We start from the raw sequence: 22,040 nt of genomic DNA, 5'->3' as shown, positions 1-22,040 counted from the left end.
TGGGGTCAAGCAGCCTGGCTGGCTCCCCACCGACAGATTCTCTGTTATCGCGAAGTATTGTAGCGGATCGGCTCCGATTCACAGGCCTCTTTTATTGGCTGGCAGTTGTTAGAAGTCAGCCGATTTCGGGGTTCGCGGGAACGGAATGCAGTCGCGGATATTCTGCATGCCGGTAATCATCTGCACGGTTCTTTCCAGGCCCAGCCCGAAGCCACTGTGAGGAACTGTGCCGTACTCCCGCAGTTCGAGGTACCACCAGTAATCGGCCGGATTCAAACCGCATTCCTGCATGCGGCTGATGAGGACTTCGTGTCGCTCTTCACGCTGACTCCCACCAATGATTTCGCCAATTCCAGGGACAAGCACATCCATGGCCCGGACGGTTTTCCCGTCATCGTTCGCCCGCATGTAGAATGATTTAATCTCTCGCGGATAATCCGTCAGGATCACTGGCTGCTTGAAGTGTTTCTCGGTCAGAAACCGTTCATGTTCCGATTGCAGATCCTTCCCCCAGCCGACTGGATACTCAAAGCTCTGTCCCGATTTCAGCAGGATCTCGACCGCCTCGGTGTATGTCAGCTTGATGAAGTCATGTCCCGAAATGTTCTCGAGTGTCGCCAGCAGCGTCGGCTCAATGCGATCATTGAAGAACTGCAGATCATCCGGGCAGCGCGCCAGCACATTCTTGATCACTGACCGGACAAAGTCCTCGGCCAGAGCCATGTTGTCTTCCAGCTCATAGAAGGGCATCTCTGGCTCAATCATCCAGAACTCGGCCAGATGCCGGGTGGTATTGCTGTTCTCTGCCCGGAACGTCGGCCCAAACGTGTAGCAATCCCCCACAGAGCAGGCAAAGATCTCGCCTTCGAGCTGACCACTCACTGTCAGACCGGCTTTCTTGCCAAAAAAGTCTTTCGTGTAATCAATCTCGAAAGGCTTGCCAGCTTCACTGCTTCTGGAACCCTGCAACTGTCCCAGTTTTGCCAGATCGAGCGTTGTCACCTGAAACATGTGACCGGCTCCCTCACAATCACTCGTCGTGATGATCGGCGCGTGAATGTAAAGAAAACCGCGATCCTGAAAGTAGCGATGAATGGCGTCGCAAATCGCATTGCGTACGCGAGCCATTGCACCGAACGTATTGGTGCGCGGCCGCAAATGAGCTTTTTCCCGCAGAAACTCGAAGCTGTGCCCCTTCTTCTGCAGCGGGTACTTCGCGGCATCGGCCTGTCCCAGCACTCTCAAAGTCCGGGCATGCAGTTCCACCTTCTGCCCTTGCGCTGGCGACTCCTTGAGTTCCCCTGTCACTGCCAGACTCGCCCCGGTCTGCACCAGCTTGATCAATTCCTCGTAATCCGGCAGCGACTTGTCGGCCACAATCTGCAGATTGGCAAACGAACTTCCATCATTGAGTTCAATGAAGGCAAACCCCTGTTTCGACTCCCGCCGCGTTCGCACCCAGCCACGCACATCGACAATCGTTCCAGGAGCAGTTTTCTTCAGGCAATCAGCAACTTTCGTCCGCATGGCAGGCACACTTTCATCCGTGAGGTCGCCCCTTAAGGGCAACAGGCATTGAATTCTTCGAGCCCGAAACAAAACTCACACCGGTACGAACTCACACCGACTTTGTCCAGATTCTCCCGCGAAGTGAGTCAAAAGAACAGCCTTGGCAAAGCAACGTTTCGCATCGACAAATCTTGTGAGTTCGAAAGTGCTTTTCGAGCAGCATTCGGTTGGCACCGATTGAAAAAAACTGTTTCGAATATTTCGAATATTGCGTTGGCTTCGATTGTGTGTATGATTGTCCTCTGAGGAGTGCGTGCTGATGTCAAAACAAAAAAACGTCACTACCGAGATGATCACACCGTCATCCGTCGATGCACGACTCGCGCTCGAAGGCTGCCGGCAATTGGCCCATTACGATGTGACCAGCCCCAACTTGTCGCTGCAACTGAGAATTCAATCTCAAGAACTACCGGAAGAGACGCTTTCAATTCCAGTGGCAGCGTTGCAGCTTCTCAAGGATATCCTGGCACAAATGGCTCAGGGGCATGCTGTGATGCTTGTTCCCATCCATGTGGAACTCACCACTCAGCAGGCAGCCGATATTCTCAATGTTTCTCGGCCCTATCTCATTGAGCAATTGGAAAACAATCTCATTCCCTACCGAAAAGTTGGCTCCCATCGCCGGATTCTGTTCAAGGATTTAATGGAATACAAACAGGCGATGGACCAGCAGCGACTGCAAGCACTGGATGAACTGGCTGCCCAGGCTCAGGAATTGGGGATGGGTTACTGATGTGGCAAACCTGACGGTTCTTTGCGATGCCTGTGTGCTTTACCCGGCTCCATTGCGCGATCTGCTCATGCATCTCGCTGTGATGGGCCTGTTTCGACCCCAATGGACGCCGACTATTCACGAGGAGTGGATCAGGAATTTGCTCATCAACCGCCCCGATCTGAAGCCCGAGCAACTTCAGCTAACTCGAGCACTCATGGAAGCCTCTGTTCCGGACGGGTTAATCACAGGCTACGAACAGCTCATTGAAACTGTCGCACTGCCAGATCCAGATGATCGACACGTTCTGGCAGCAGCAATTTTCTCCAGAGCCAACACAATCCTGACATTCAATTTCAAGGATTTCCCTGAGACATCTTTGAAGCCATACGGCATCGAAGCATTACACCCAGACAACTTTCTTATAAGTCTGTTTGAAACAACGCCAAGTCAGGTTTGCATCGCTGTCAAAAGGCATCGATTGAGTCTCAAAAACCCTCCGAAAGGTGTCGAGGATTATCTCACCACCATGAATGCGCAGGGGTTAACTCAGTTAGTCACTCAACTGCATAAGTTCACAGAATGGATTTAACCGGATGAACTTATGGTTGATAGTTAACAATTGACACGAATCGAGGAGCAGCATGGCTCAATCGTTGCCATCCTACGTCAAAGGATTCAGCACCATTCCCGAGCGCAACTTGGGGTAGAAGTAGGTCGATTTGGGAGGTAGCACCTCTCCGCCCTGGGCAATCATTTCCACCTGGGTGACACTCGTCGCAGGAACCAGCACTGCCAGACCGGCACTCTTTTCTTCGATGGCGCGGGCGGCTGTCTGATCTTCGTGGACGTATTCCAGATTGGCTTCTTCCCGTGGATGCACCAGTGGTGCCAATCGTGGCAGCACCAGTTGATGCAGCACACTGACTGGTAACTGGCACCACTCAGCCGATTTGCCGGGAGAAGCCAGCCGCATCGAGGCCACGTCTTTCAACTCGGCCACCACCCACGTCGAATCCGCAGAAGTTCCCAGAGCGAGGGCACAGCCATTCCCACAGGATTGTGCCAGATCCCACGCATCCTGGGCTGCTGTCGCATGACTCCCGACCACATCCACTTCAAACACTGGCGTTAATGCCATGCCGATCTGCTGAGCCGTCAACCCCTGCCAGTTTTTGACGATGCGATGTGTCGGCAACACGATGAGCCCGTCATCTTCCGAAGCGACGAACATGCACATTACCGAGTTCGCGGCATGCAGTTCATTTGTGATCGTGCCTGTTGCCACCAGTTCCTCGCGATAGGCGAGGGCGGTTTCATAGCGATGATGTCCATCCGCAATCACCACCGGCCGACTCTTCATCAGCGAGGTCACTTTCGACATCACCTGCGGGTCGGAAATTGGCCAGAGCTGGTGCAGGACTCGCTGTTCGTCGATCAGCTGTACCCCCGTTTGACCTGCCAGGGCTGTGGTCAGCACCTGCTCGACCTCACCGGCCGGGTCTTCATACAAACCGAAAATGGGCGAAAGATTGGTCTTTACGGCACGAAAGAGCTTCAACCGATCCGCCTTCGGTGCGGCCAGCGTGCGCTCATGCGGAAAGACCTGACCTTCACCAAATGGCGAGAGCTTGAGCCGCCCGAGAAACCCTTTTCGCACATATCTTTCACCAGCGATCTCGAAGGTCTGGTGATACACGTAATAGGCATCTGCATGATCACGCGCCAGGATGCCATCGAGCTTGAACTGTGCCAGAAGTGCAGCTGCCCGTTGATAACGTTCATCGGGACCAGGATCATCAGGCAGCGATTCCGGCAGGATCAAATGGACGATATTCGCCGGATGTTTCTGCCGGAACTGGATGAGTTCCTCCGGCCCAATCACGTCATAGGGGGGCGCTGTCACATCGGCCAGATCACCGACTTGACCCAGTTGATAACGCCATCCACAAAACGGACTCACATCGACCATATCAACCTGGCACATTTCACAAAGGACAAACAAGCGGCCCACAATCATCCACGATGGGTCACTGCGGCCAGATAACCCTCTGCGAAGTGTGGCAGAAGTCAGCCAAAAGTTCGACCCTGTCGCTCCGGGTCAGTTTTTCCAGCCTTTACGAGGTGACAGGGCTCAACCACGGCAAACGATCAATCGCCACCCGGCGAATTCCATGGAAATACGCATCTTTGTCGATCGTGGTAAACTCCCCCGAAGCAAACTCTTCACCGTCGAAAATCGTCATTCGCCCTTTGCCCGCAATGGGTGAAGCAGCTGCCGATCCTCCCACCAGTTTCGGTGCAATATACGCATGCACTTCATCGATCAGATCCAGATCCAAAAATGATCCCAGAATGCGTGCGCCCCCCTCAACCAGAAGATGGGCCATGCCGGCAGCGCGCATCTTATCCAGCAGATGAATCAAGCACGGGTGATGCGCCAGACCAATATCTGTCGAGCCACAGGGCAGCGACCACACCTGGCAACCCGCGGCCTCCAGCACTTGCCGCCGTTGCTGCCAGTCGGCTTCTCTCTCGGCCATCTGCAGATGTTCCGGGCCGATCGTGGCCACAATCGTGGGGATCTTCCTTGCTGTCTGCACCAGTTGACTATGCGGGCTGATCGATAGCCGCGAGTCGAGAACGATTCTCGCGGGTGTTCGTCTTGGCCCTTTCCAGTCTTCCGGCAGGCGGACATTGAGTTGGGGATCATCCACCAGCACAGTGCCAATCCCGACCACGATGGCATCGACACGCCCCCGCAGTTCGTGGACAGTCCGCCGCGATGCCTCGCTCGATATCCAGTGGGAATGCCCGGTCTTCGTCGAGATTTTTCCGTCAAGCGTCATCGCCCACTTGGCATGCACCCAGGGCCGATTGGCACACTGAAAGGCGACAAACGGGGCCAGCAGTTCACGGGCTTTGTCCGCGCAGCGACCAACATTCACCGTGATGCCGGCTTGTCGCAATTTTTCAATTCCCTGGCCCGAAACATGAGCCGCAGGATCGATCACTGCTGTCTCTACATGTCGAATCCCAGCCGCAATCAGTGCGTCGGCACAGGGAGGTGTTTTCCCAAAGTGAGAGCAGGGCTCGAGAGTGGTGTAAATCGTGGCGCCGCGCGCTTTCTCACCAGCCTTGGCCAGGGCATGCACTTCGGCATGAGGCCCGCCAAACTTTTCATGCCAGCCCTCGCCCAGAAGTTGCAGATGTTCGTCCACCACCACTGCGCCCACAGCCGGATTGGGCTCGACAAACCCGACACCACGACGAGCCAGCATCAGGGCATATTCCATCACAGCATCTGGGTTTGGAAATCGCATGTTCTTCCTTTGGCCCCGTTATTGGTTGCCCGTGATCAGTGCCATGCCTGCTCAGTGCCAAGCTCTTTCAGTGCCATGCTTGCGGCTCTGTCTTAAGTTAATACCAAGCAAGCATGCCTCCCACGACTCGGAGGCTGGAATCAAACGTCCTTGTCCGACCCCCAGGTCATTGGACTCTGATTGTTAATGACAAACATGCTCTCAAGTCAGGAAAACATATCGCGGATGCATTCGTGCTGGCAACGCATTGTTACTGGGGGCGGATGAAGACATCCGACTCCCTCCTATGCAGTGTTACATTAAATGTAACGTTGAAGGGCACGAAGACCACGCCCTTTCGCACTGTTTGGATTTTTGGGGCTCCAGGGTCGTGCCACCCTTGGGTGACGTTATGTGAAAAAGACAGCGGCTCTGAGCAAGCATGCCTCCCACAATGTCTTGGCTTCATCCTGTCAGGACTGATGGACTCTACGTGCAAATCCTAAGCGAGATCGTCTCCAAAGGAGGGTGGCTTCATGAGAAATTCCTTGAGATCCAGTTTCCCCGCTTGCTCCGCTTCCATCAGATGCAACCGCTGTTCCAGCCGCGAAAGCCGCATCTCCAACTCAGGATGTGTCTGGGCCAACTTGAGAGCACGTTGCGGCCTGGGAACTGCCGGATATCCCAGTTGCCTTTGCAGTGCCGCGAACAGATAGAGCGGATCCTTGCCATGATTCGCTTTGGCAATTCGCCCAGCCGCATCGCTGAAGAGAATTTCTTCTCCTTGAGGTGCCCGACTGGTCGTCGAATTCACCTCGGCAGCCTCATTCCCACTTTCCTCAGGCTGCGAAAGCTGTTGGATCGAGGCCTTCTGGGCCGCTTGTTTCTCGCGATTCTTAGCTGCCAGTTCCGACCGATGATACAGCAGGTCCGCGAAATCGACAGTTCCCAGGAGCGCTCTTAAACGCTTGATCCAGATCTTCCATGCTTCGTTATAAATCGGATCACCAGCGATCGCATCGAGGCCGCGATCATACCCCAGCCGATTGCGTGCCAACGATTCAAACTGAAACACAAACAATCCCGAAGCCAGCGACTCTTTCGATTTATAGTCGGCTTCACGTTCGAGAATTTCGAGTGCCAGCCAATGATCAAACCGACTCCCTTCCTGCTCGGCCTGCTCCATCACAAACGCCTGGAAGGACGTAAAATAATGGCCCAGTTGCCTCATCCCGGTGAAGATCACACCACTGTGCAATAACTCGGTTCGCAGATGATTGACCGCCATGGGCAGCCTGGTCGAAGCGAGCAGTTCGTCCTGCAGCGCCTGGAGAATCTCCTGTGTGGGCAAATCCTCTTTCAGCCGCTCGCGGAACGTCCGAAAGAAGTAAGCCTGCTCGATATATTCTTCCCGAGCCAGCAGGGCAGGCATCTTGGCACCAGTTCCATTCAGTCCAGAAATCAGACATCCATCAGATTGGCGATCTTCAACACAATCATCGCAATCACTTGATTCACGAAACAGGATCTGCAGCAGACTCCGGCTCGCCGGATACCGAGGCCTCTGCCGGAGCAGCGTTCTCAGCCGAAAGATCCCGATGAATGTTCGACAAGGCGAAATCCCACTCCATCCACATCCGCATGACAGACCACAGGCTGCGCATTCTTGTCAGTTGAGCCATAGGGAGCTGAGCTGCCTGTGTCAGCCAGGTCTGCGCTGCCGATGTCAAACCCCACATGGCCGCCAGTTGCTGACAGATTCCGTCAGCCGACAAATCGGGCGTTGCCTCTCCACTGGTCAAACCCGCTTCGTAAGACAACTTGAAAAGCTGAAACAATTCGCGATGGTAAGGATCCACTTCCAGCGGGCGCGTCTGCGATTCCGCCAACTGAATCAACCGGTCAATCTCACCAAGAATTCTCTGGGCAAATAGATCACTCGCTGATCGACTCATTCGACGGCACCCTGTTCAAAACTAACGTCATCCAACCCATCACGGTCCATCAGTTCGCACGGAAAACAGCCCGTATTCTGCCTGCAGAATTCCATTGTAACGTCCGGCCGCTGGTTGTTCCGCTCCACCACATTTTTCACTCTTCAAACAGAGCATTCATGTCTTTGAACCATGAGTGACAGCTCCGATCATTCGCAAAAGTCCAACAGACTTCGCAAAATCTCTTTTGATACGGATTCCAATCAACAACTGCGGGGCGGGTGGCTGGGGTTGAGCGTCTTCGCGAACCCCCAGTTCGTTCCGAAAATCGCTGGGGGTTCGAAGACTCAACCCCAGCCACCCCATACCAAGGAGCGCCGTTGAATATTGGAATCCGTATGAGAGCAGTATTGCAGGTCATCGACTCGATGAAACTTTTGCATCATCGATCGTCATTCCACTATTCCCGATCCTTAAGGCAGAAACTGTCCATGCCGCATTTCTCGACCCAGCGCCGAGTGGAGTTCTATGAAACCGATATGGCCGGAATTGTCCACTTCTCCAATTTCTTCCGGTACATGGAGCAGGCCGAGCACGAATTCTTTCGCTCGTTAGGGCTGAAGATTTCAGGAAAGACGGCCGAAGGGATCGAGATCGGCTGGCCGCGAGTGGCTTGCCAATGCGATTACCGGGCGCCGGCCCGGTATGAAGAAGTCATCACCATCGATGTGACCATTATCCGGCAGACGACGCGCTCGCTCACCATGAGTTACGTTTTCTCGCGAGATGGCAAAATCCTGGCCAGCGGCGAAATGACCACGGTCTGCTGTACGATGCAGGAAGGGGCCTTAAAAGCCATTGAGATTCCCCCTTCGTATCTCGATCGACTTCCCGCTGTGAATTTTGCCGGCACTTCAAACGATGCTCCATAAGGTATTGCCCAGACAGGTTTGATCACTCTTGACGGATTGAGTGCATCGATTCAGGCCCACAGTCACGATCACGAGTTCACGGATGACAACCGATTCCCCACAGACAGCCAGCCCTCCATCAGTTCCTTTAGCAGATCTTTCCCGTTGGCAGCAGGATCTCAATCCCGAGCAACGGGCCGCTGCTCAGGCTGGGCCGGCTCCACTGCTCATTATTGCCGGTGCCGGGACAGGCAAAACCACAACTCTCGTCCATCGGGTCGCTCATTTGATCGCTACAGGGATCGACCCTGGCGAAATCCTGCTGCTGACTTTCACTCGTCGAGCGGCTGCTGAAATGATCCGCCGGGTCGAGCAACTTCTCGCGGTGGCTGCAAAGTCGCCGGGCATTGCACGCATTCATGGTCGCCATGTCGTCGGTGGGACGTTCCATGCCATTGCCACCAGACATCTGCGTGAATTCGGTCAGTATCTCGGACTCGACGCCGACTTCACGATTCTCGATCGCAGTGACGCCGAAGATCTGATGAACCAGCTTCGCTCAGAACTCGACATCACACGCCAGGAAAAGCGGTTTCCTCTCAAAGGCACCTGTGTCGAAATCTATTCCCGCTGTGTTAATACCCGTCAGCCCTTAAGCCTCGTTCTGAAAGAGACTTTCCCGTGGTGTGCCGAGCATGAGGCCGGGCTTAAAGCCTTGTTTCAATTATTCACCCAGCGAAAGGAAGAGCAGCGGATCCTCGATTACGACGATCTCCTTCTTTTCTGGCTGGCACTCCTGCAGGATAGCCCTGCTGTCCCACTTTTAAGACAGCGGTACAAAGCTGTCCTTGTCGATGAATATCAGGACACCAATGCCCTGCAGGGCGAAATTGTACGGGCACTTCGTCCCGATGGTCAGGGTCTGACGGTCGTCGGAGATGACGCCCAGTCGATCTATTCGTTTCGAGCCGCCACGATTGAGAACATTCTCCGGTTCGATCAGGAATATCCCGGCACCAACGTCCTTACGCTCTCACAAAATTATCGCAGTTCTCCCGAGATTCTCGCAGCCAGTAATCTCGTGATGTCACTGGCGACCGAAGGCCGCAAAAAGCAACTATGGACCAACCGTCCACCACAAGGGAAGCCGCTACTCGTCAATTGCCGCGACGACAATGAGCAGAGCACACTGGTCGCCGAGCGCATTCTGGAACTGCGAGAAATGGGGGTTTCCCTCAAAGGACAGGCCGTCCTTTTTCGTGCTTCGCATCACAGCGCCACTCTCGAAATTGAACTCTCTCGCCGAAATATTCCCTTCATCAAGTTTGGCGGGCTGAAGTTCGTCGAAGCAGCTCATGTGAAAGATGCCATGGCCATGCTGAGGCTGGCCGAAAATCCGCGAGACATTGTCTCCGCACTGCGTGTGTTATTGCTGCTGCCCGGGATTGGCCCTAAAACGGCCCGTCAACTGACAGAACGCCTGGGATCAGGGAGTTCTGCCTTTGAACCCTGGCGCGAACATACCCCAGCCGCAGCGACGAAAATTCATTGGCCGGTCTTTGTGGCTCTGTTACGGACGTTGGTCAAAGGTGGTCAAACCACAACTCCTCTTCCCCTGCAACTCGCGCAGGTTCGCCAGTTTCTCGCTCCCCTGTTAGAACAGAAGTACGATCACGCACCCGCTCGCCTGCGCGATCTTGAACAACTCGAAATCATTGCCGCCCGGTATGAATCCCGCAGTCAATTTCTCGCAGAACTGACTCTCGACCCACCCACTTCCACGCAGGATTTTGCTCAAGACCCACTGCTCGATGAAGACTGGATCACACTCTCAACGATTCATTCTGCGAAAGGTCTTGAATGGGATGCCGTCTATGTTCTGCATGCGGCTGACGGAAACATCCCGGCCGATATGGCGACACGCAACCCGCGCGAAATCGAAGAAGAGCGCCGCCTGTTTTACGTCGCTCTCACGCGCGCGAAAACGCATCTGCAGGTTTATCATCCACAGCGATATTACTTTCACGGCAAGAATCAGTCAGACCGCCACAGCTACTCCCAGCGCACCCGCTTCCTGCCGGATGACATTCTGACAGCCTGGCAAGTCGTCACACCCCGCATTCAAGAGCCTGCAAGTCAAACCCACATCGCCAACGGACTGACAACCGCCGATGTCCGCAAAAAAATCGGCCGCATGTGGGAATAAGCGATGTCACGGGTTCTTAAGGTGATGAGCAGACCTGTTGCCAGCGTCAATGGCTTCACTTGCGTGCTTCTGAAGCCTTTTGAAGAGATCCAAGCGGCAGAGAAGAGGCCATTTTCAATGCCAGTTGTTTTACTGGCTCAATAAAGGTCTGATTTGATTCAATCGCATGAAATACTTTCTCGCGAGTGCTCTTTGGCTGAAATACCGAATTCAGCAGGCACATGGCTTGTTGCTGCAATCGCAATTCATCTGTCCATGGTCTTGCATCCCAGATGACTAGCGAATTGTCCATATGCGCCGAGAAAAGTCGTGTGCCGTCAGGGCTGAAAGCGACCTCATTGACAAACTTTGGAGAGGTGGCCTTCTGATGGAATTTTTTGAGTAGCAGTGTCTCCTCGCCTGTCGAAATATCCCAGAGTTTGATTGTTCCATCTGTGGACGCTGCAGCAAGACGAGTACCAACGGGGTTAAATTCGAGACTATTAATAAATCCCGCATGACCCGTAAGTGTTTTCAATTCTTGACCAGAGATCGGATCCCAAAGCTTAATGGTACTGTCCCAACTTCCAGTCGCGAGCAAGGTGCCATCTTTACTAAACTGTAAAGCAGAGACGACTGCTTCATGCCCATTAAATGTCATCAATTCTTGACCGGTACGCGCATCCCATAGTCTCGCAGTTTTGTCATCACCTCCAGAAGCAACCCTGTTCCCATCGGGGCTGAATGCGACAGACATGACGAGTTTATTGTGTCCTTTGAACAGACAAATCTGCTTCGCCTTTGCAACATCCCACACTCTCGCCGTCATGTCATTCGATGCTGATGCAATTCTCTGACTATCGGGACTGAAAGAAATATCATCTATAAATCGCTCATGACCACTCAGTGTAGCGATCTCCTGATAGGTGGTTGAATTCCAGATCTTGATGGAATGGTCGCGACGGACTGGATTTCTGCGAGTATCCATTCCCGCAGCAGCAATCATGGATCCATCAGGACTGAATGCCACAGCCCGAACAGACCCTGGGTACCCTTTAAGCGTCGCAAGTTCAATGCCGGTAGAAGCATCCCAGATCTTTACCAGTTCATCCTGGCCGCCGGTAACAATTCGGCTGTTATCAGGACTGCATGCGACACAATTGACTGATTGAGTATGCCCTTTACCGACAATGGAATTGAAAGTCAGCGATGCATCCCAAAGCTTGACGGTTCCGTCATCGCCTGCTGATGCGATTCTGGATCCATCAGGGCTAACTGCGACTCCGAGAGTCGCACCACCCATCGGTGCATTGGAAGCACTAGCAAAAGAAACTAATTCGCTCCCTGTCACTACATCCCAGACTTTAATGGTTCTGTCCACACTCCCAGAAACAATCTGGTGACCGTTTGGGGTGAAGACAACATCGGAGACAGCGCCCAGATGTCCCTGGAACGTCTTGACTTCTTCATACGTCTTTGTGTTCCAGATTTTAATAGTGCGATCCGCGCTGGCTGAAGCAATTTGTGCTCCATCGGGGCTAAATGCGATATCAAATATTGCGTAGGGATGACATTTGAAACTTGTTATCTTTTCATAAGTGGTTGCATTCCAGAGAGTTATTTGACCGTCACCACCTGCTGCGGCAATGATCCTGTCATCGGGACTGAACTCAATATCAAGTACCCCATCTGTGTACCCTGAAAGGGTAATAATTTCATTTCCTGTAAGGACATTCCAGATTTTCACTGTGATGTCTTTATTCGGGAAAGACAGTATGTCTCTACTCGAAGAGGCAAGCCGCATTCCATCCTGGCTGAATGCCACTTGCGATACTTCATTCGAGTGCCCGATAAGTGTTCGAATTAGCTGCCCGGTTGATGGATTCCAGAGTTTAATGGTCTTATCGCCGCCGGCAGTAGCCAGAAGGCTTCCATCCTGACTATAAGCGACCGTCTGTAGGTAGGAAGTATGACCTTGCAAAGTCACGATTTCCTGCCCAGTCGAGACATTCCATACCCTGGCCGTTGAATCACCACCTGCTGTAGCGAGTTGTTTTCCGTCAGGACTGAACGTAACACTATGCACTCCAGAGGCATGCCCCTGCAGAGTCTTGAGCTCTTCCTTTGCCTTGCGATCCCAATAGTACCATTCAAAATCACGACATTGATCAGCATATGTTCCGGGGGCAGTCTTTTCCAGAATTTGTGTCAGCTGAAATAGTCTGGCTTCTTCCCAGGCATGGCGAGCGAAGTTCATGTTGCCGATATAAAGACGACGGCGAGACTCGAGCTCTTTCTCTTCGGCAGTTTTCTTCGCATTGAGGGCGTTGTTCTTGGCAAGCTCTTCTGACCTGGCGTACTTGTCGGTTCGTTTACGCTCAGCGTTGATCCACAGGGTGGAAATCAGAGCCAGAATTGCAATTAAGGAAGCAGAAACCAGTCCAGCCCGGAACCATGCACGATGCTTTCTTTCAAGACGCGATAACTGATCGGACCAGGTGTCCGAATAGGCACTGACTGGCTCATCAGCGAGCCATCGTTCAATGTCATCTGCAATCTGCTGCGGAGAGCTATAGCGTTGCTGAGGATTGTGAGCCATCGCTTTCAGGCAAATAGCAGCCAGGGCGGGAGGAACGCTCGAGGCGATATCTCGGGGATGAACAAGCTCCCCTTTCTGAACCTTATCGATCACTTCATGGATCTTACCATCGAATGGCGACTGGCCTGTCAGAAGATGATATAAGGTAGCCCCCAGACTATAGACGTCTGTTTCCGGGCCAAGTTCATCCAGCTTCCCTGCTGCTTGCTCAGGACTCATATAGGCGGGAGTTCCTAATGCAGATCCCGGGCGAGTCTTTCCGGAACTGCTGATGGACGACGAAGGAACTAAAAGCGATTCTTCAGATTGAATTTCCTGATGCCCGAGAACTTTGGCGAGTCCCCAGTCTACAACCAGAGTCTCGCCATATTTTCCCAGCATAATGTTGCCGGGCTTTAAATCACGATGCAGAACTCCTCGACTATGGGCGTACTGAATCGCCTGGCAGACATCAATGAAGCGTCCCAGTAACTCTCGGAGTTCCAGTCTTTTTTCTGACGGAATTGTTTGTCGCTGTTGATTGGCTTTGTGATGGGAGTCGATGGCATCTTTCAGGCTGTGACCGCGAATAAAACGCATCGCATAAAAAGGACTTCCATCCGGGAAGGTTCCCAGTCCATAAACGGGAACAATACCCGGATGCTGCAATCCACCAGTGATTTCGGCTTCCTGTAAGAATCGCTCACGACTGGCAGGATCACCCAGATACTTTTTCTGAATCTCTTTTAAGGCCACTTCCCGATTCAGTTCTTGATCTAAAGCGACAGATACCTCACCAAGACCACCTTTAGCATGCGGTCGAATGATTTTAAAGCGAAGTTTCGATGAGTCAGAAGTCTCTGATTCTTTGTGAACAGAGAGAGAGGAAGCTGGTTCTAAAGATAAATGCCGCTGAAGGCGAACAGTAAGTTCAGGATCCTGCAATTGATCGAGATCTTCCCTGATCGACGAGATAGAACTTAATGCGTCCAGACATTTGTGCAGGTCGTTTTCATGTTGTTGAAGCAAGGCATTAATGAGAGCTTCGAGCATCTTGTGGTGCTCGACGGTCATTGCGCCAGTTGCGACAAGAATCTCACCTAGTGGTCGCGCATCGTTGGCTGACGACGCTTTCATTGCCGAAAGAAAATGGTCACGTGTCACGAAATTCATCTGAACAGCAATTATCCCAAACAGCAGGTTCCAATCTGTGTTTTGAATCTGGCTGCTTGGTTGATCAACGGTTTTCTCAATTGATCGAGCGGAATCTGTTTGATCGTGAGTCATCGTGTGTTTTACGACATGAAATCATAAGCCAGGCAAGGCGAGCTCTCGGCATAAAGCTCAGGTCGTGATGAGATACCATAAAAATATGGCATCCGATATAAAATTCTTATTTTGGAATAGTGCCCCGAAGGCGTGCCAATTCGACACTTAACCTGGACTTTCTGATTTCCAGAGTCGATCAAATATCACTTGACATTCGATACGGAACAGTTGTGCTGGTAGAGCATTCTGGAATTTCTGAATGGACTTTTAGACGAAAACTCCCGTTGAAAAGTCCTCCAGAATGCCGGCAATTACTCTATGCGCAACTTCTGCAAGGCTCGAAGTTCCTTAGGCAGCGGAAAGGAGACGTGCTCTTCGCGGATGGTGCGTTCATCCACCTTCGCACCGAAGTTGGTTCGCAGGTATTCGATACAATCCTGAACAACAACCTCGGGAGCACTGGCACCAGCCGTGATTAGCACGCATTCGACATTCTCAAACCAGGCGTGATTGAGTTCGTGAGCGCCATCCACCAGATACGAAGGTTTGTTGCCTCCACTGCCAAGTTCCATCAACCGGCGGCTGTTCGAACTGTTCTGGCTTCCCAGCACAATCACCAGATCGGCCTCGGCCGCCAGTTGAGCCACAGCTTCCTGTCGGTTGGTCGTCGCGTAGCAGATATCTTCTTTTGGCGGAGATTTGATGTGCGGATATCGCGCCTTCAGGGCGGCTACCACTCTCCCGGCTTCCTCGACCGAAAGTGTTGTCTGAGTCAGGTAAACCAGCGGATCCTCTGCTGTGAAGGGTAAACTGGCCACATCTTCGTCGGTCTCGACCAGGGTAATACTCTCAGGAGCTTCACCCATCGTGCCGATCACTTCGTCATGACCTTCATGGCCGATGAGAATAATATTGTACTTTTCCCGGGCGTACTTGATGGCTTCCAGATGCACCTTGGTCACCAGCGGGCAGGTGGCATCAATCGTCTGCAGTTTTCGCTCACGGGCTGCCTGCCGAATGACAGGCGAAACACCATGGGCACTGTATAACAGCACTGAACCTTCGGGGACTTCTTCGACCGAGTCCACAAAAGTCACACCCTGACGTGTGAATCGATCGACGACATACTTGTTATGAACAATCTCGTGGTACACGAAGACATGCGGCCCGAACATGCGGATCACTTCGTCCAGGCACTCAATGGCCATGTTCACACCAGCACAAAAGCCACGAGGATTTGCCAGAAGTATCCGCATCCGTCTTTCCCGCCAGGCCATCACTTGGTTCGTTGAGGCCAACTTGGGACACTTTTCATACCCATGGCCTGCAAAACTTTATTACCAATATTCTAGCAGGAAGGGCTCGTTTCCAGCAGAGATCCTGTCAGTCCAGATGAGATTTTCCTGGCCCAGGGATCACAAATCGAAGCCACTCCTGGCTTTTCAAGACTGAAAGGGGCAGTTTCTCACTTGAGAAAGTCAAAACAGGACATTGCTCTCTTGCGTTGCCTCCAGCAGATTGATTCGATGATAATTCAACGCGAAACCGCCCTGTTCGCAGTACGCCTCTCCAATTTGCTGAACGATTGCGGTTGACCAAATCAGACTTGACCCCTCGACGAAACAACCAGCCGGAGTGAACCGTGGCCATTGACGTTTATAAGGAATGGTTGGGAATTCCCGAAGGTGACCGTCCGCCCGATCATTATGCTCTTTTGCGGGTCATTCAATTCGAGGATGACCCTGACAAAATTCGCAAGAACTATAAAAAACTCAACGGCCATGTCCGCAAGTATGCCACCGGTCAGTACGCGACCGAATCGCAGGAACTGCTGAACGAACTGGCCAGAGCCATGCTCTGCCTCACCGATCTCGAACGCAAACTCGATTACGATCGCTCACTGGGAAGGGAGATCGACGACCGCGACCCCAGCACCGGCCGGCGGCCAGTAACAGCCTATCTGGTGGATCAAGGTGTCATCTCGCAGGATCAGGCCAAAGAAGTCAAAGCCTTCGCAGATCGCTCGGGTCTCACACTTAAAGACGCTGTCGTTCAATTGAAACTGGCCGACGGTGAAACCGCGGCCCGGGCGCTGGCCAGCGAATTGGGGCGACCGTTTGTTGACCTCAATGAAATGCTCCCCGACGATTCCATTCTCGATCTTCTCCCCCGGCAGGTGGTTCGCCGGCATACCTGTCTGCCGTTGTTCGAAGACGACGGACAGATTCTCGTGGCCTGTGCTGACGATCCCCCACAAGAACTCGAAGACGAAATTCGCCTCCGCTACGACAAGCCCATGCGGCATGTCATCGCTTCCCAGCTTGGCATCAATCAGGGCATTTCCAAATACTATGCCAACGGCATGCGCAAGGAAGTTGCCGAACCCACCCGCAAAAAGGGGAGTAAGTCATCTGCCAGCAAGCCCGGCGCTGCCGCACCTCGCAAACAGGCTGCTGAAAAGCTCACGGATGATGAATACGTCGAACAGCGGAACATGGGGATTCTGATCATCTGCGGCACATTGATTGCCGGTTTCAACCTCGATACCTGGATCCTTTGGCCTTACGTTTACCAAAACCGTATTCCAGGCTGGGTCTTTTTCCCACTGACATTCCTGGTCGCACCACCTGTGATCTTTTTTGCCTATATGAACTACATCAAACGAAAGTGATCTCGCTCACACAGCATGTTCATCGGGCTGGACAACCACTTTGAGCCGTTTTCCAGCCTGATGCCGCTGTTACTAAAATCACATAAGTGGAATCAAATCGCGTACGGCAAGAGATAAACACCTGCTGCCGCGTGATCGACTCACAAAGCGAGTGGCTGCACAGATCTGCTGAAATTCAAGAGGCTATCTATGACCAATGCACAATCTGACCGTTCGATGGCGACTTTAGCAGGTGGCTGTTTCTGGTGCCTCGAAGCAGTTTTTGAGAATGTCATTGGCGTCGATCGTGTCGTTTCTGGCTACATGGGTGGAGCCACCGTCAATCCGACTTATGAGCAGGTCTGCACAGGACGAACCGGACACGCGGAAGTTGTCCAGATCGAGTTTGATCCTCAGATCATCAGCTACAGCGACCTGCTGGAGATTTTCTTCGCCATCCACGACCCGACCACAAAGGATCGACAGGGAAACGATATTGGCACGCAGTATCGCTCGGCAATTTTTTTCCATGACAGCGAACAGCAGACGGTTGCTCAATCCAGGTTCACTGAACTCGAAGCGGCTGGGATCTGGCCTGGAAGATTTGTGACGCAGATCGTCCCCGCGGTCACTTTTTACCCGGCAGAAGACTACCATCAAGGCTACTTCCGCGCTCACCCGGCTCAGGCCTATTGTGCGGCTGTCGTGGCCCCGAAAGTCGCCAAGTTCCGCCAGAAGTTCAGCCAGCGGCTCAAAAGCCGCTAGGCTGAATGGTTGCAGGCGTTCCATCAATCGAGACGAACGATGTGAGGCGTTTGTTCGATATGGCCATTGATATCCTCAGAGATGGCCGTCAATTCCATGGGGCCGCTAGCTGGAGCTTCCAGCACAATTTCCCATTCGGCAAAACTTCCCCGTAACGAGCGGGCTTTTTGACCATTGACGAGCACGTGTCGAATATCGCTGGTATCTGCGACAGAGCCGCAGACTTTCAATAACTGTCCCTGGCGTACAATGGAAGTGATGACGGTTACGGGCGGTAATTGATCTTTAAAACTTGAAACTGAAGCTGGCTGCAGCCGAGCTTCATAGGCGTATCCTTCGTCATTTTCGCTGGCTGTTGAAGTAGGAACAGCACCCATGCTGATCGGGCCATGAATATCGTTCACACGCATTTCACGGGAAGTCATCCGGCGGAAACCTGACCGATCCATCACTGAACGCCAGATAGCGACATCGCAGCGGTAGGAGTTGAGCCCGTCGATAAAGACACCTGTCGTTCCTAAATGGACGGACCAGTTGGCTTCCCAGGCTTTGAAATCTTTAATCCAAAAAGGTGTTCCATTGGGTGGTAGAGCTTCAGCAGCTTCGCGTGCCAGCGTTTGATTCTGCTCGACAAAGTTCAGGCGGCCACCCTCCGGACGAGCGATTCCCCGCAGATTCAGGCAGAAGAATCGCATGGTGTGGGCTTCGTTACCTTCAAAACGTATAAAGGGCAGAATACGTGTATCAACACTCTTGACCGATCCATCCGGCTGACGGACAGACAGGATCGGATCGAAGTCTGCAGTTTTCTTGTTTTCAAAGCGATAGCCATACTCGGCACATTCTGCAGCAACATTTCGAGTGAACTGATTGTGACAATTCGCCCACCAGAAGCCTGCACCTCGATTCAGATCGAATGGTACCACCTGATCCTTTTGAGTTTTGGCAGGGAATACGAGAGCTGCCAGGTTATGATCCAGGATGTTATTGACCTCTGTGCCATCCTCCAGAAAATACCCATGTCCGACACTCTTGTAGCCCACGCAGTCACGAATCACGAGAGCATTCGTACCGTGAATCGTAATCCAGCGGTTATGGCTGTCCCAGATGGATGCGCCAATCACGGAACTGCCACGCATCGTTTCGCCACAGAGATGGAAATGAATGCTGTATCGACCTAGCTCATCTCGCTTACCGAGATGTCGGAATTCGGCATAGCTGATTGAACCCGCTGAGTGCCTGTGGTACATCGTATGCCCTCGAACTCCATCTGGTTCCGCTGATTCAACGACGACATTTCGAGTGAGATTTGCAACTTCGGCCTGAAAGTTCTCATCAGCGAAATGAGCATGCTGCAATGGTTTATCGAGAGTTAATGGATATCCGCCCGTAAAGTCCTGGCTGCCTGTCCGCACGACCCTGCGAACTTCTGTTTGTGCACTACTGAGAAAATCGCCGTCTTCGCGATCCCGCTGACGATGTGTGCTGGTGACTATAACCTGGTCGCCTTCTTTCCAGCCTTCGACATTCTCCATTAAAGAGAGCGTCGTGGCACCACGTCCGGTCGATTCCACTGGATTCACAGAGCGTTTCAGCTTGACCCAGGTGCGTGCGATTGGCTGACCATGAATTTCCATACGTCCGCCGCAGCACACGAGAGCCGGGCAGGAAAGTTTATTCATACCTTCAAAGTACCGTAGACGGATCTTGGCCGTATATTCAGCCGGTAAAGGAGCGCCGGGTTTGCCGACATAAAGTGCCGGACGCCTGCGACCTTCTCCTACGGGAGGTGGAGTTGCATGACAGTCAAAGCCTTCTTCGGAGGGGTCTTCACTGGAGATAATCGTAATGAGTCCTGCTTCGAGCAAGGTATTCTGATCAGTAGCGAACTCGAGTTCTCCTGCAATCTGAACCAGTCGAAAGCTGGGAGTTCGGCCCTGGTGGCCAATATCATAAATCACATGGTGGCCTGAGCGGATCACAACCCGATCTCCCGTTTCCGGGAGATTCCCTGAACTCCAGGTTTCTTTTGAAGACCACCTTCCCGATTGTGTGGAAAAGATCGTTTTAGAGTCATTGCTGAATGCTGCTTCTTCGGAAAGCATTATGACCAAAAAAGCGAATAGAGCATAAATGGCATATCGATTCGTTATCATTGAAAGATCCTAAAGAGAATATTCTTTTGCTATCGAGAGGAGATGTTGATCGCAGGCGGGTAGTTCTCGCCAGTGGAAACAGTGATGAGAGTCAACGGGTTCAAGGAATCACGGTACTTTCCCCTCAGGCGATCTTCACCCTCAATCGTTTCTTCAGTATTTCGGATAATCTTGGGCCAGAACGCTGTCACAGCATAGCGCCCCGCGACAGGCAGCTTGGCGAGGTAATGTCCCGAATGATCAGTGCGGGCTGTTCCAACGACATTGCTGGAATGCTCTTGATGAAAGAGCAGATAAACTCCATCAACGAGTTGGCTGTCGATGGTCACCTGGCCTGAAACGAGGCATTTCTGATCATGTAGAGAACATCCCGAACTGATCATCACCAGGTTCAATGAGACGAGGGCTGCAAAGAGAGGTCGACATTTCATTCAGAAATCACCTCGCCACCGTCGCGGGTCACCATCCCCATCAGAATCACGTTTGATAGACTCTCGGGCAAAAACCGTACGCTTCCATCACCCATGGCGACAGTGGCGCCGCCGGCATGAAAACCAAAGATCCCCTGTGAGTTGTTACAATTCACAGTACAGCCTGTTCCCGACGGGATGTTAGATAAGTTCGTGGGATAGGTATCGACTGTATAAACTGGATATGTCTGAATCATATAGGCACACCAGCCAAGCCATGTTCCCCATGCGCCGGGCTGATCAAGAGTCAAGTCTGTGGCCGGCATGGGCATGCCTACTCCACGTACATAATGAACATCATAGCCTGCATGCTCACTGACGAGGATTGTGTTCGACAGGCCATCCGTGACGTCACGCATGCGAGGGCTTGTCCCCTTGAGGATCGGGCTGGGAGATATCCCCGTCGAATAGGCAAGTGTATAGCTGGAACTGTTAATCCCATGATTGACCCAATAGTCGTTGGCCCAGCCTGTCATAATCGACGGATCGTTAGGATCAGTCGTGGAGCCTGTGCTGGTGATGAAAGATCCGTAGCTTGTCCCTGTGGAACTGCTGTTCCTCATCTTGATCAGGCCCGGGACAGGATTTGATGGACAGCGAATCATTGAAACCGGTGTATTCGCGACCTTCTGGTTCACAGGGTCTGCGAACCCCCCTGGTGCTGTCACATCGAACAGGCGAGAGAGATTCCCGCCTTCGAGATAGGGGAGCAAGGCCACCATCTGACCATACTTGGGAGTGCTCGAAAGCCGAGCCGCCGGAAAGCAATTATGCACATCATGATAATTGTGCATGGCCAGCGCAATCTGTTTGAGATTGTTCCGGCATTGGGTTCTACGGGCTGCTTCCCGCGCCTGCTGGACCGCCGGCAAGAGCAAGGCAATCAGCACGGCGATAATCGCAATGACGACCAGCAACTCGATCAGTGTGAAACCTGTCTTTTTCTTCATCGAGACGATATCCAATATTCAGGACCTTAATTCAGGAGTTCGAGTGATGGCTCGTGAGCCTTTGTCGAACAAATTGTCGCTCGCAGTGCCTCGCCTGTCGTAAATTCTGACAGGCTGAGCCCCTCAAACACTCGGGAAGTGTTTGAGAGTGAACCCCATACAGACAAAGCAACTTTCAGACCTTGAACCGGAGGTCTGGATGACAATCTCGTGATCCGGGAATGGCGACGAGTGATCGACATGAGCTGGTTGTCGATGAAGCTCATGCAGAGATCGCAGTGGCCATCTCCCATTCTTCCAGGCCTGTGGATGGTTGACTTTGAGAAGTCCTGCTTTCGCACCAGCTCGATGACAATCGTGATTCGTACTGAGAGATCGAGAACCTTCTCACATCGTGACTTATGGATGCGACCTGTCAGGAATAGCCGCAACATCCACAGCGTTGGGGCTTTGCGATCGTTTTCGGCTTGCAGTCAGATCGGGAAACTTCAATACTCTTGCGGTTGCAAAGTTTGGGCGGGCGAAGACTTGTGCTCCCTTTTCCCGCTGATTGAAAGCCGCCTGTCTTCTTGCGGGCTTTTTGATCGTC

Annotated in this window: 16 protein-coding genes; 6 read left to right on the top strand and 10 right to left on the bottom strand. The window is 52.5% G+C overall.

Annotated elements, in window-relative coordinates:
* Window positions 1-108 precede the first annotated feature (108 nt).
* A complete protein-coding gene (gene asnS / locus PLIM_RS17835) occupies window positions 109-1,527 on the bottom strand; it encodes an asparagine--tRNA ligase (protein ID WP_041402147.1) in 1,419 nt (472 codons plus the stop codon).
* A 301-nt stretch (window positions 1,528-1,828) separates the two neighbouring features.
* Between asnS and PLIM_RS17825 the strand changes: the two genes are divergently transcribed.
* Window positions 1,829-2,302 (top strand): helix-turn-helix domain-containing protein, encoded by a 474-nt coding sequence (locus tag PLIM_RS17825; protein ID WP_013111708.1) that lies wholly within the window; start codon window positions 1,829-1,831, stop codon window positions 2,300-2,302.
* A 1-nt stretch (window position 2,303) separates the two neighbouring features.
* On the top strand, window positions 2,304-2,873 hold the full coding sequence (locus tag PLIM_RS17820; protein WP_013111707.1) for a PIN domain-containing protein: 570 nt from the start codon (window positions 2,304-2,306) through the stop codon (window positions 2,871-2,873).
* A 72-nt stretch (window positions 2,874-2,945) separates the two neighbouring features.
* Here the strand turns inward: PLIM_RS17820 and PLIM_RS17815 are convergent, their stop codons facing one another.
* From PLIM_RS17815 to PLIM_RS17800, 4 genes are all read right to left on the bottom strand, one after another.
* Window positions 2,946-4,295, bottom strand: coding sequence for a DUF1015 domain-containing protein (locus tag PLIM_RS17815; protein ID WP_196349475.1), 1,350 nt, complete (start codon window positions 4,293-4,295; stop codon window positions 2,946-2,948).
* Between the two features lie 103 nt (window positions 4,296-4,398).
* Window positions 4,399-5,604 (bottom strand): bifunctional diaminohydroxyphosphoribosylaminopyrimidine deaminase/5-amino-6-(5-phosphoribosylamino)uracil reductase RibD, encoded by a 1,206-nt coding sequence (ribD, locus tag PLIM_RS17810; protein WP_013111705.1) that lies wholly within the window; start codon window positions 5,602-5,604, stop codon window positions 4,399-4,401.
* 481 nt (window positions 5,605-6,085) lie between these two features.
* The gene (locus PLIM_RS17805) at window positions 6,086-7,015 is read right to left on the bottom strand and encodes a hypothetical protein (protein WP_013111704.1); all 930 of its coding nucleotides are present in this window, start codon (window positions 7,013-7,015) and stop codon (window positions 6,086-6,088) included.
* An 82-nt stretch (window positions 7,016-7,097) separates the two neighbouring features.
* On the bottom strand, window positions 7,098-7,538 hold the full coding sequence (locus PLIM_RS17800) for a hypothetical protein (RefSeq protein ID WP_013111703.1): 441 nt from the start codon (window positions 7,536-7,538) through the stop codon (window positions 7,098-7,100).
* 470 nt (window positions 7,539-8,008) lie between these two features.
* Between PLIM_RS17800 and PLIM_RS17790 the strand changes: the two genes are divergently transcribed.
* Window positions 8,009-8,449, top strand: a complete 441-nt coding sequence (locus tag PLIM_RS17790) for an acyl-CoA thioesterase (protein WP_013111702.1) — start codon at window positions 8,009-8,011, stop codon at window positions 8,447-8,449.
* A gap of 82 nt (window positions 8,450-8,531) precedes the next feature.
* Window positions 8,532-10,634 (top strand): ATP-dependent helicase, encoded by a 2,103-nt coding sequence (locus PLIM_RS17785; protein WP_013111701.1) that lies wholly within the window; start codon window positions 8,532-8,534, stop codon window positions 10,632-10,634.
* Window positions 10,635-10,689: 55 nt separating this feature from the next.
* On the opposite strand, the gene PLIM_RS23210 is transcribed toward PLIM_RS17785, so the two are convergent.
* Window positions 10,690-14,478 (bottom strand): protein kinase domain-containing protein, encoded by a 3,789-nt coding sequence (locus PLIM_RS23210; protein ID WP_013111700.1) that lies wholly within the window; start codon window positions 14,476-14,478, stop codon window positions 10,690-10,692.
* A gap of 293 nt (window positions 14,479-14,771) precedes the next feature.
* Complete coding sequence (gene ispH, locus PLIM_RS17775) at window positions 14,772-15,716, bottom strand: 4-hydroxy-3-methylbut-2-enyl diphosphate reductase (RefSeq protein ID WP_013111699.1); 945 nt, start codon at window positions 15,714-15,716, stop codon at window positions 14,772-14,774.
* Window positions 15,717-16,102: 386 nt separating this feature from the next.
* On the opposite strand from ispH, the gene PLIM_RS17770 reads away from it, so the two are divergent.
* Complete coding sequence (locus tag PLIM_RS17770) at window positions 16,103-17,131, top strand: GspE/PulE/PilB domain-containing protein (RefSeq protein ID WP_041402141.1); 1,029 nt, start codon at window positions 16,103-16,105, stop codon at window positions 17,129-17,131.
* A 189-nt stretch (window positions 17,132-17,320) separates the two neighbouring features.
* On the top strand, window positions 17,321-17,875 hold the full coding sequence (gene msrA, locus PLIM_RS17765; protein WP_013111697.1) for a peptide-methionine (S)-S-oxide reductase MsrA: 555 nt from the start codon (window positions 17,321-17,323) through the stop codon (window positions 17,873-17,875).
* A gap of 23 nt (window positions 17,876-17,898) precedes the next feature.
* Here the strand turns inward: msrA and PLIM_RS17760 are convergent, their stop codons facing one another.
* The 3 genes from PLIM_RS17760 to PLIM_RS17750 all read right to left on the bottom strand — a co-directional run bounded on the left by PLIM_RS17760 (window position 17,899) and on the right by PLIM_RS17750 (window position 21,451).
* Entirely contained in the window at window positions 17,899-19,980 is a 2,082-nt protein-coding gene (locus PLIM_RS17760) for a G8 domain-containing protein (protein WP_148227358.1), read from the bottom strand.
* Between the two features lie 80 nt (window positions 19,981-20,060).
* Window positions 20,061-20,462 (bottom strand): hypothetical protein, encoded by a 402-nt coding sequence (locus tag PLIM_RS17755; protein ID WP_013111695.1) that lies wholly within the window; start codon window positions 20,460-20,462, stop codon window positions 20,061-20,063.
* The gene (locus PLIM_RS17750) at window positions 20,459-21,451 is read right to left on the bottom strand and encodes a DUF1559 domain-containing protein (protein WP_013111694.1); all 993 of its coding nucleotides are present in this window, start codon (window positions 21,449-21,451) and stop codon (window positions 20,459-20,461) included. The genes PLIM_RS17755 and PLIM_RS17750 overlap by 4 nt, the downstream gene beginning before the upstream one ends.
* Between the last annotated feature and the right edge of the window lie 589 nt (window positions 21,452-22,040).

It is taken from the genome of Planctopirus limnophila DSM 3776, from assembly GCF_000092105.1.
In the GTDB taxonomy this organism is placed as follows: domain Bacteria; phylum Planctomycetota; class Planctomycetia; order Planctomycetales; family Planctomycetaceae; genus Planctopirus; species Planctopirus limnophila.
This window is presented reverse-complemented; position numbering and strand designations above follow the sequence as displayed.

What these genes read in the sequence shown, in the direction of transcription:
- asnS (WP_041402147.1), bottom strand. Translation starts at nt 1,527, where the DNA reads ATGCGGACGAAAGTTGCTGATTGCCTGAAGAAAACTGCTCCTGGAACG.
- PLIM_RS17825 (WP_013111708.1), top strand. Translation starts at nt 1,829, where the DNA reads ATGTCAAAACAAAAAAACGTCACTACCGAGATGATCACACCGTCATCC.
- ribD (WP_013111705.1), bottom strand. Translation starts at nt 5,604, where the DNA reads ATGCGATTTCCAAACCCAGATGCTGTGATGGAATATGCCCTGATGCTG.
- PLIM_RS17805 (WP_013111704.1), bottom strand. Translation starts at nt 7,015, where the DNA reads ATGCCTGCCCTGCTGGCTCGGGAAGAATATATCGAGCAGGCTTACTTC.
- PLIM_RS17800 (WP_013111703.1), bottom strand. Translation starts at nt 7,538, where the DNA reads ATGAGTCGATCAGCGAGTGATCTATTTGCCCAGAGAATTCTTGGTGAG.
- PLIM_RS17790 (WP_013111702.1), top strand. Translation starts at nt 8,009, where the DNA reads ATGCCGCATTTCTCGACCCAGCGCCGAGTGGAGTTCTATGAAACCGAT.
- PLIM_RS17785 (WP_013111701.1), top strand. Translation starts at nt 8,532, where the DNA reads ATGACAACCGATTCCCCACAGACAGCCAGCCCTCCATCAGTTCCTTTA.
- PLIM_RS23210 (WP_013111700.1), bottom strand. Translation starts at nt 14,478, where the DNA reads ATGACTCACGATCAAACAGATTCCGCTCGATCAATTGAGAAAACCGTT.
- ispH (WP_013111699.1), bottom strand. Translation starts at nt 15,716, where the DNA reads ATGCGGATACTTCTGGCAAATCCTCGTGGCTTTTGTGCTGGTGTGAAC.
- msrA (WP_013111697.1), top strand. Translation starts at nt 17,321, where the DNA reads ATGACCAATGCACAATCTGACCGTTCGATGGCGACTTTAGCAGGTGGC.
- PLIM_RS17760 (WP_148227358.1), bottom strand. Translation starts at nt 19,980, where the DNA reads ATGCTTTCCGAAGAAGCAGCATTCAGCAATGACTCTAAAACGATCTTT.
- PLIM_RS17755 (WP_013111695.1), bottom strand. Translation starts at nt 20,462, where the DNA reads ATGAAATGTCGACCTCTCTTTGCAGCCCTCGTCTCATTGAACCTGGTG.
- PLIM_RS17750 (WP_013111694.1), bottom strand. Translation starts at nt 21,451, where the DNA reads ATGAAGAAAAAGACAGGTTTCACACTGATCGAGTTGCTGGTCGTCATT.